Raw genomic sequence first — 1,181 nt, 5'->3', positions numbered from 1 at the left:
TAACTTGTGTCTAAGAGACAGGGTCACCACCGGACCGCCCCGGCGGGCCCCCGGGCCCCCCGTTCGGCTCCGGGCATCGCACGTCCGCGCCCCGGGGCTCGACCCCGGGGCGCGGACGTGGTGCACTGCCGGGTGGGGGTGATTTCCCGTGACCGGATCATCACGCGGCGGGCTCCGGACGTCCCGCCCCGCCCGGACCCGGCGTCCGGGCCGGCGACTCGCGGCCCTGGCGCTCTGCCTGCCGCTCGCGCTGCTGCCTGCCTGCGGGCTCGAACCGGCGAACGGCGGCGACGGCACCTCCCCCTTCACCGGGGTCGAGGGCCCGGACGGGCCCGTGCTCGCCGTCAAGGTGGACAACGTGGCCCCGGCCCGACCGCACACGGGGCTGGAGGACGCGGCCATCGTGTACGTGGAGGAGGTCGAGGCGGGCCTGACCCGGCTGGTCGCGGTGTACTCGGGCACGCTGCCCGACCGGGTGGGGCCGGTGCGCAGCGTCCGGGAGTCCGACCTGGAGCTCCTGGCCCAGTTCGACCGCCCGGCGCTGGGGTTCTCCGGCGCGCGATCGGCCCTGCTGCCGGAGATCTACGGCGCGCCGCTGCACGCGGTGGCCCCGGAGGACGCCCCCGAGGCGTTCGAGCGGGACGTCGATCGGATCGCGCCGCACAACCTGTACCTGGATCCGGAGGCCGTGCTGGAGGCCGCCGGGGACGACGTCTCCGCCTCCCGGGACATCGGGTTCCGCTTCGGTGACCCGCCGCCGGGCGGGGAGCCGACCGACGAGTACACGGTGTCCTTCCCGTCCGCCGCGGTGGGGTTCCGCTGGTCGGAGGCGCGGGAGCGGTGGGAGGTGTCCTTCGACGGCCAACCGGCGGGCAGCACAGCCGGCGGGACGTTGGGAGCGGCCACCGCGGTGGTGCAGTACGTCACCGTGCGCCCCTCGGAGTACGCGGACCGCGGCGGCTACGTGACGCCGTACACCGAGACCGTGGGGGACGGTCCCGTGGTGGTGCTGCGCGACGGGCGGGCGTACACCGGGGAGTGGAGCCGGCCCTCGGCGGGCGGCGGCACCCGTTTCACCGACGGGGAGGGCAACCGGATCACCTTCGCGCCGGGCCCGGTCTGGGTGGTGCTGGCGCCGGCCGGGGAGGGGTGAACGGGCGGCGCGCGCCGCCCGTTCACCC

The 1,181-nt window shown here is 76.3% G+C and carries 1 protein-coding gene; it reads left to right on the top strand.

The window, feature by feature from the left end; genetic code table 11:
- Positions 1–148 precede the first annotated feature (148 nt).
- Positions 149–1,153, top strand: coding sequence for a DUF3048 domain-containing protein (locus FOE67_RS26260; protein WP_323385560.1), 1,005 nt, complete (start codon positions 149–151; stop codon positions 1,151–1,153).
- The last annotated feature ends 28 nt before the right edge of the window (positions 1,154–1,181 follow it).

Origin of the sequence: Streptomyces calidiresistens, assembly GCF_014141525.1 — a bacterium.
GTDB classification, from domain to species: domain Bacteria; phylum Actinomycetota; class Actinomycetes; order Streptomycetales; family Streptomycetaceae; genus Streptomyces; species Streptomyces calidiresistens.
Note: the sequence above shows the minus strand (reverse complement) of the source record. Positions and strands in the feature narration are given on the sequence as shown.